This window comes from Phenylobacterium sp. (genome assembly GCF_035276905.1).
Taxonomy (GTDB): domain Bacteria; phylum Pseudomonadota; class Alphaproteobacteria; order Caulobacterales; family Caulobacteraceae; genus Phenylobacterium.
In genome coordinates this window covers 1-5,665 of the sequence record NZ_DATELG010000357.1, presented here as the reverse complement: position 1 = coordinate 5,665, position 5,665 = coordinate 1, and the positions used below count along the sequence as shown (strand labels likewise).

The 5,665-nt window shown below is 68.6% G+C and carries 7 protein-coding genes; 6 read left to right on the top strand and 1 reads right to left on the bottom strand.

Annotation, left to right across the window (positions count from 1 at the left end; genetic code table 11):
- The 6 genes from VJS38_RS16960 to VJS38_RS16935 all read left to right on the top strand — a co-directional run.
- A partial coding sequence (locus VJS38_RS16960) for a cbb3-type cytochrome c oxidase subunit I (protein ID WP_324089329.1) occupies nt 1-1,622 on the top strand: 1,622 nt, incomplete at its 5' end.
- A gap of 11 nt (nt 1,623-1,633) precedes the next feature.
- Nucleotides 1,634-2,263 carry a cytochrome o ubiquinol oxidase subunit III gene (gene cyoC / locus VJS38_RS16955; RefSeq protein WP_324089328.1) on the top strand — a complete coding sequence of 210 codons (630 nt, stop codon included), beginning with the start codon at nt 1,634-1,636 and terminating at the stop codon, nt 2,261-2,263.
- Nucleotides 2,263-2,658 (top strand): cytochrome o ubiquinol oxidase subunit IV, encoded by a 396-nt coding sequence (gene cyoD / locus VJS38_RS16950; RefSeq protein WP_324089327.1) that lies wholly within the window; start codon nt 2,263-2,265, stop codon nt 2,656-2,658. Before cyoC ends, cyoD begins: the two co-directional genes overlap by 1 nt.
- A gap of 12 nt (nt 2,659-2,670) precedes the next feature.
- Complete coding sequence (locus VJS38_RS16945) at nt 2,671-3,435, top strand: SURF1 family protein (RefSeq protein WP_324089326.1); 765 nt, start codon at nt 2,671-2,673, stop codon at nt 3,433-3,435.
- Nucleotides 3,419-4,729, top strand: a complete 1,311-nt coding sequence (locus VJS38_RS16940; RefSeq protein ID WP_324089325.1) for an ATP-binding protein — start codon at nt 3,419-3,421, stop codon at nt 4,727-4,729. The genes VJS38_RS16945 and VJS38_RS16940 overlap by 17 nt, the downstream gene beginning before the upstream one ends.
- Nucleotides 4,726-5,259: a response regulator transcription factor gene (locus VJS38_RS16935; protein ID WP_324089324.1), complete on the top strand. Its 534-nt coding sequence runs from the start codon at nt 4,726-4,728 to the stop codon at nt 5,257-5,259. The genes VJS38_RS16940 and VJS38_RS16935 overlap by 4 nt, the downstream gene beginning before the upstream one ends.
- Nucleotides 5,260-5,304: 45 nt before the next feature.
- Here the strand turns inward: VJS38_RS16935 and VJS38_RS16930 are convergent.
- Nucleotides 5,305-5,665 (bottom strand): hypothetical protein (locus tag VJS38_RS16930; RefSeq protein ID WP_324089323.1); only part of this gene is annotated, 361 nt, incomplete at its 5' end.

Genomic DNA, 5,665 nt, shown 5'->3' with positions numbered 1-5,665 from the left:
TGGTCACCGGGCTGATGAACTTCGTGGTGCCGATGCAGATCGGCGCGCGCGACGTCTCCTTCCCGTTCCTCAACAACTTCAGCTTCTGGATGACGGTCGGCGGCGCCGTCCTGGTGATGATGTCGCTGTTCGTCGGCGAGTTCGCCCGCACCGGCTGGCTGGCCTATCCGCCGCTGTCGGGCCTGGCCGCCAGCCCTGACGTCGGCGTCGACTACTACATCTGGGCGCTGCAGGTGGCGGGCGTCGGCACCCTGCTCTCAGGGGTCAACCTGGTCGCCACCATCGTCAAGATGCGCGCCCCCGGCATGAGCCTGATGAAGATGCCGGTGTTCACCTGGACGGCGCTCTGCACCAACGTGCTGATTGTGGCGACCTTTCCGGTGCTGACCGCCGTGCTCGCCCTGCTCTCGGCCGACCGCTATCTCGGCATGCACTTCTTCACGAACGAACTCGGGGGCGACCCGATGATGTACGTGAACCTGATCTGGATCTGGGGCCACCCCGAGGTCTACATCCTGATCCTGCCGGCCTTCGGCGTCTTCTCGGAGGTGGTCTCCACCTTCAGCGGCAAGCGGCTCTTCGGCTATACCTCGATGGTCTATGCGACCGCGGCGATCACCGTCGCCTCGTACCTGGTGTGGCTGCACCACTTCTTCACCATGGGCGCCGGCGCCGACGTGAACGCCTTCTTCGGCGTCACCACCATGATCATCTCGATCCCGACGGGCGCGAAGATCTTCAACTGGCTCTTCACCATGTACCGCGGGCGGGTGCGCTTCGAGCTGCCGATGCTCTGGACCCTCGGCTTCATGGTGACCTTCGTCATCGGCGGGATGACCGGGGTGCTGCTGGCCGTGCCGCCCGCCGACTTCGTGCTGCACAACAGCCTGTTCCTGATCGCCCACTTCCACAACGTGATCATCGGCGGGGTGGTGTTCGGCATGTTCGCTGGGATCGCCTATTGGTTCCCCAAGGCCTTCGGCTTCCGCCTCGCGCCGTTCTGGGGGAAGGTCTCGTTCTGGTGCTGGCTGGTCGGCTTCTACCTGGCCTTCATGCCGCTCTATGTGCTCGGCCTGATGGGCGTGACCCGCCGTGTCAGCCACTTCGACGACCCGTCCTTGCGCATCTGGTTCGTCATCGCCGCCATCGGCGCGGCGGTGATCCTGATGGGCATCCTCGCCCTGATCATCCAGCTGGTGGTCAGCGTCGTGCGGCGCGAGGAGCTGCGCGACCTCACGGGCGATCCATGGAACGGCCGTACGCTCGAATGGTCGACCGCCTCCCCGCCCCCGGCCTACAACTTCGCCTTCACGCCCGTGGTCTACGACCTCGACGCCTGGGCGGATATGAAGGCCCGCGGCTACGAGCGCCCGCTCGCCGGCTTCAAGCCCATCCACATGCCGAAGAACACCGGCGCGGGCGTGATCCTGGCGGCCTTAAGCGTCGCGGCCGGCTTCGGCCTGATCTGGCAGATGTGGTGGCTGGCCGCGGGCGGCCTCGTCGCGGTGATCGCCGTCGCCATCGCCCACAGCTTCAACCAGGACCGCGACTTCCACATCCCCGTGGAGGAGGTCGTGCGCGCCGAGGGCGCCCGCACCGCGACGCTGCGGCAGGTCGCCTAAAGGAGCACCCGATGAGCGCTACGTCCCAGATCCGCCTGCTCCCCGGCGGAGCCCGCCCGGCCTTCCACCTCGAGCAGGAGCCGCATCCGGAGAACAGCACCCCGCTGGGGTTCTGGATCTACCTGATGAGCGACTGTCTGATCTTCGCGGTTCTCTTCGCCTGCTACGGCGTGCTCGGCCGCAACTATGCGGGCGGCCCAACGGGAGCCGAACTGTTCGAGCTGCCGGTCGTGGCGCTGAACACCGCCTTCCTGCTGTTCTCCTCGATCACCTACGGCATGGGCATGATGGCCGCGCACGAGGGCCGCGCGAAGGCGACCCTCGGCTGGCTCGCGGTGACCGGCCTTTTCGGCTGCGCCTTCCTGACCCTGGAGCTCTCCGAGTTCGCCCATCTGATCGCCGAGGGCGCCGGGCCGCAGCGCAGCGCCTTCCTCTCAAGCTTCTTCACCCTGGTCGGTACGCACGGGTTGCACGTCACCTTCGGGGTGATCTGGCTGGTCACGCTGATGGTCCAGGTCTCGCGCTGGGGGCTGACCGAGACCAGCCTGCGGCGCCTCACCTGCCTCAGCCTGTTCTGGCACTTCCTCGACGTGATCTGGATCGGGGTCTTCTCCTTCGTCTACCTGCTCGGAGCGATCTGATGAGCGCGCAGTCCCACGCCCACGCCCCGGCGCACGGCGGAGATCACGGCCACGGCCACACCGCCGGCCACGGCTCGCGCCGGGACTATGTGACCGGCTTCCTGCTCGCCGGCGCGCTGACCGCCGCGCCGTTCTGGCTGGTGATGAGCCGTCACGGCGAGAGCCCGGCCCTGATCGCGGTCATCGTCATGGGCCTGGCCATGGTCCAGGTGGTGGTCCACATGGTCTACTTCCTGCACATGAACCGGCGCGCGGAAGGCGGCTGGACCCTGATGGCCCTGCTGTTCACCATCCTGCTGCTCGGCATCGTGCTCAGCGGCTCGCTGTGGGTGATGCACCACCTCGACGTCAACATGATGCCGATGTCCCCGCAGGACATGCGGCAAATGCCGTAGGCGGCGCCTGCCTTGCGCCGCCAGGGCAAGCATCTCGCCGCGGTCGTCGCGGCCGTGCTGGCCTTCACGGGCTTCATGGCGCTGGGCGTCTGGCAGCTCGAGCGCCTGGCCTGGAAGGAGGCGCTGATCGCCGCGGTGAACGCCCGCATCGCCGCCTCGCCGGTCGCGCCGCCCGGCCCCGCCGCCTGGCCGCAGGTCTCGGCCGCGCGCGACGCCTATCGCCATGTCCGTGTGAGCGGAACGTTCGACAATTCCCGCGAGACCCTGGTCCAGGCGGTGACTGAGGCCGGTCCCGGCTTCTGGGTGCTGACGCCGCTGCGCACCGACCAGGGCTTCACGGTCCTGGTCAACCGCGGCTTCGTCCCCGCCGAGCACGCGCCCCAGGCTGCGCGGCCCGCCGGCCTGATCGCCGGCCCCGTCACCGTGACGGGGCTCCTGCGCGCCAGCGAGCCCGGCGGCGGCTTCCTGCGCGCCAACCGGCCCGGCGCCGGCCGCTGGTACTCGCGCGACGTCGCCGCGATCACCCGAGTTCGTGGCCTTGCCCAGGCAGCGCCCTATTTCATCGACGCCGATGGCGCCCCAAATATCGGCGGCTGGCCACGCGGCGGGATGACCGTCATCCGCTTCCGCAACAGCCACCTTTCCTACGCGCTCACCTGGTTCGCCCTGGCCGGCATGACCGGGGTCTGGGGCGCCTGGCCGCTCGTGGAGGCGCTGCGTGCGCGTCGTCGCTGTTCTGGAACCGCCCTCGCCTCGCCGCATGTCCCTCTCGGCTGACCTCGCGGACTCGCACGATCCGGCGCCCGTCGCCGGCGCGACCACGCACCGGAACCTGACGCTGCTGGTGCAGCTGCGCTGGATCGCGGTGATCGGCCAGCTGATCACCATCGCCGTCGTCGAGCGGGTCATGCACGTGCGACTGCCGCTGGGCGCGATGGCTGCGGTGCTGATCGTCTTCATGGCCGGCAACATGCTGAGCGTGCTGCGCCTGAGGTGGCCGTATCCGGTCTCCAACCGCGAACTGCTGGCGACGCTGACCTTCGACATCGTCATCCTGACCGCGCTGCTTTACTTCAGCGGCGGCCCGACCAATCCCTTCACCTCGCTCTACCTGCTGCAGGTGATCCTGGGCGCGGTCCTGCTCGAAGGCTGGGCGAGCTGGGCGATGGTGGCGCTGGCGACGCTCTGCTTCCTGGGCCTCACCCTTTCGTTCCGGCCGCTCGAGCTGCCGGCGGAAGGCCCAGACCTGTTCCGGCTCTACATCCTCGGCGCCCTGATCGGCTTCGTCCTCGACGCGGTGCTGCTGGTCTTCTTCATCAGCCGGATCAGCGCCAACCTGCGTCAGCGCGACGCCCGCCTGGCGGCATTGCGCCAACACGCCGCCGAGGAGGACCACATTGTCCGCATGGGCCTGCTCGCGTCCGGCGCGGCGCACGAGCTGGGCACGCCGCTCTCGACCCTGGACGTGATCCTCGGCGACTGGCGGACGATGCCGAAGCTCGCCGGCGATCCCGAGCTCGCCCAGGAGATCGAGGACATGCGCGCCGAGGTCGCCCGCTGCAAATCGATCGTCACCGGCGTCCTGCTCTCCGCCGGCGAGGCCCGCGCCGAGACCGCCGCCGCCGCCGAGCTGAAAGCCTATCTGCGCACCCTCTTCGAAGAGTGGAAGACGCGCCGCGCGCCCGATGCGGCGAGCTACGACGACGCCCTGAAGTCGGACCCGAAGATCGTCGCCGACTCCGCCCTCAAGCAGGCGCTGTACAACCTGCTCGACAACGCCATTGAGGCCTCGCCCCAGGCCGTCGCCATGCGCGCGCGCATTGACGGCGAACAGTTGGTCATCACGATCAGCGACCGCGGCGCGGGGTTCACGCCGCAGATGCTGGCCGACCTCGGCAAGCCCTACCACTCGACCAAGGCCCGGCCCGGCGGCGGCCTCGGCCTGTTCCTGGTGGTCAACGTTGTGCGCAAGCTCGGCGGCCAGGTCGAGGCCCGCAACCGTGACGCCGGCGGGGCCGAGGTGACGGTCTGCGTGCCGCTGAGCGCACTGACCCTGGAGGCCGCCGGATGAGCGATCCCCGCCGCCTGATCCTGATCGAAGACGACGCCAAGTTCGCCGCCGCCCTCCAACGGTCCTTCGAGCGCAAGGGCTACGAGGTCCGTCACGCCGCCAGCCGCGAGCAGATGGCCGCCACGCTGGAAGATTTCCGTCCCGGTTTCGCGGCCGTCGACCTGAAGCTCGGCGTCGAATCCGGCCTCAGCTGCGTCGAGGCGCTGCACGCCCACGATCCGGCGATGCTGATCGTCGTCCTGACCGGTTTCGCAAGCATCGCCACCGCCGTCGAGGCGATCAAGCTCGGCGCCTGCCACTACCTTGCCAAACCTGCAAACAGCGACGACATCGAAGCCGCATTCGCCAAGGCGGCGGGCGACGCCTCGACGCCCATCAGCGCGCGGTCGACCTCGATCAAGACGCTCGAGTGGGAGCGGATCCACGAGATGCTTGTTGAAACGGATTTCAACATATCCGAGACGGCGCGCCGGCTCGGCATGCACCGTCGCACGCTCGCGCGGAAGCTCGAGAAGCGCCCGGTAAAGTAGGCCCCGCGATCCGAAGAAACCAGGTGACTACCGCGGGCCAGGCGCTCAGTGCTCGCCGCTTTCGGAAATCAGCACGGATACTTGCCCGCCGCGCAGCGTGCCGACGGGTTCGCCGAGAAACCGAGCTTCGTGCCCGACCAGGCACGCGCGAACCCGCAAGGGCACGCTCAGGTCCGCCAGCGCCGCCGGGACGTGCGCATGGTTGACTTGCCGCGCGATCGCCCGGATCCGCGCCCAATCCGTCTCGCTCAGCATGGCGAGCCAGCGCTTGTGCCGAGTGCTGGTTTCCGGGTCACGAACCGAGTCTCTGGGACGAAATGCAGTCGGAGTGGACACGTTCTTACGCGGAAACCCGATCCCACCGCGGCCGTGCTTCGTCGCCGCGGCCGCAGGGACTGGCGCCGCC

What these genes read in the sequence shown, in the direction of transcription:
- cyoC (WP_324089328.1), top strand. Translation starts at nt 1,634, where the DNA reads ATGAGCGCTACGTCCCAGATCCGCCTGCTCCCCGGCGGAGCCCGCCCG.
- cyoD (WP_324089327.1), top strand. Translation starts at nt 2,263, where the DNA reads ATGAGCGCGCAGTCCCACGCCCACGCCCCGGCGCACGGCGGAGATCAC.
- VJS38_RS16940 (WP_324089325.1), top strand. Translation starts at nt 3,419, where the DNA reads ATGTCCCTCTCGGCTGACCTCGCGGACTCGCACGATCCGGCGCCCGTC.
- VJS38_RS16935 (WP_324089324.1), top strand. Translation starts at nt 4,726, where the DNA reads ATGAGCGATCCCCGCCGCCTGATCCTGATCGAAGACGACGCCAAGTTC.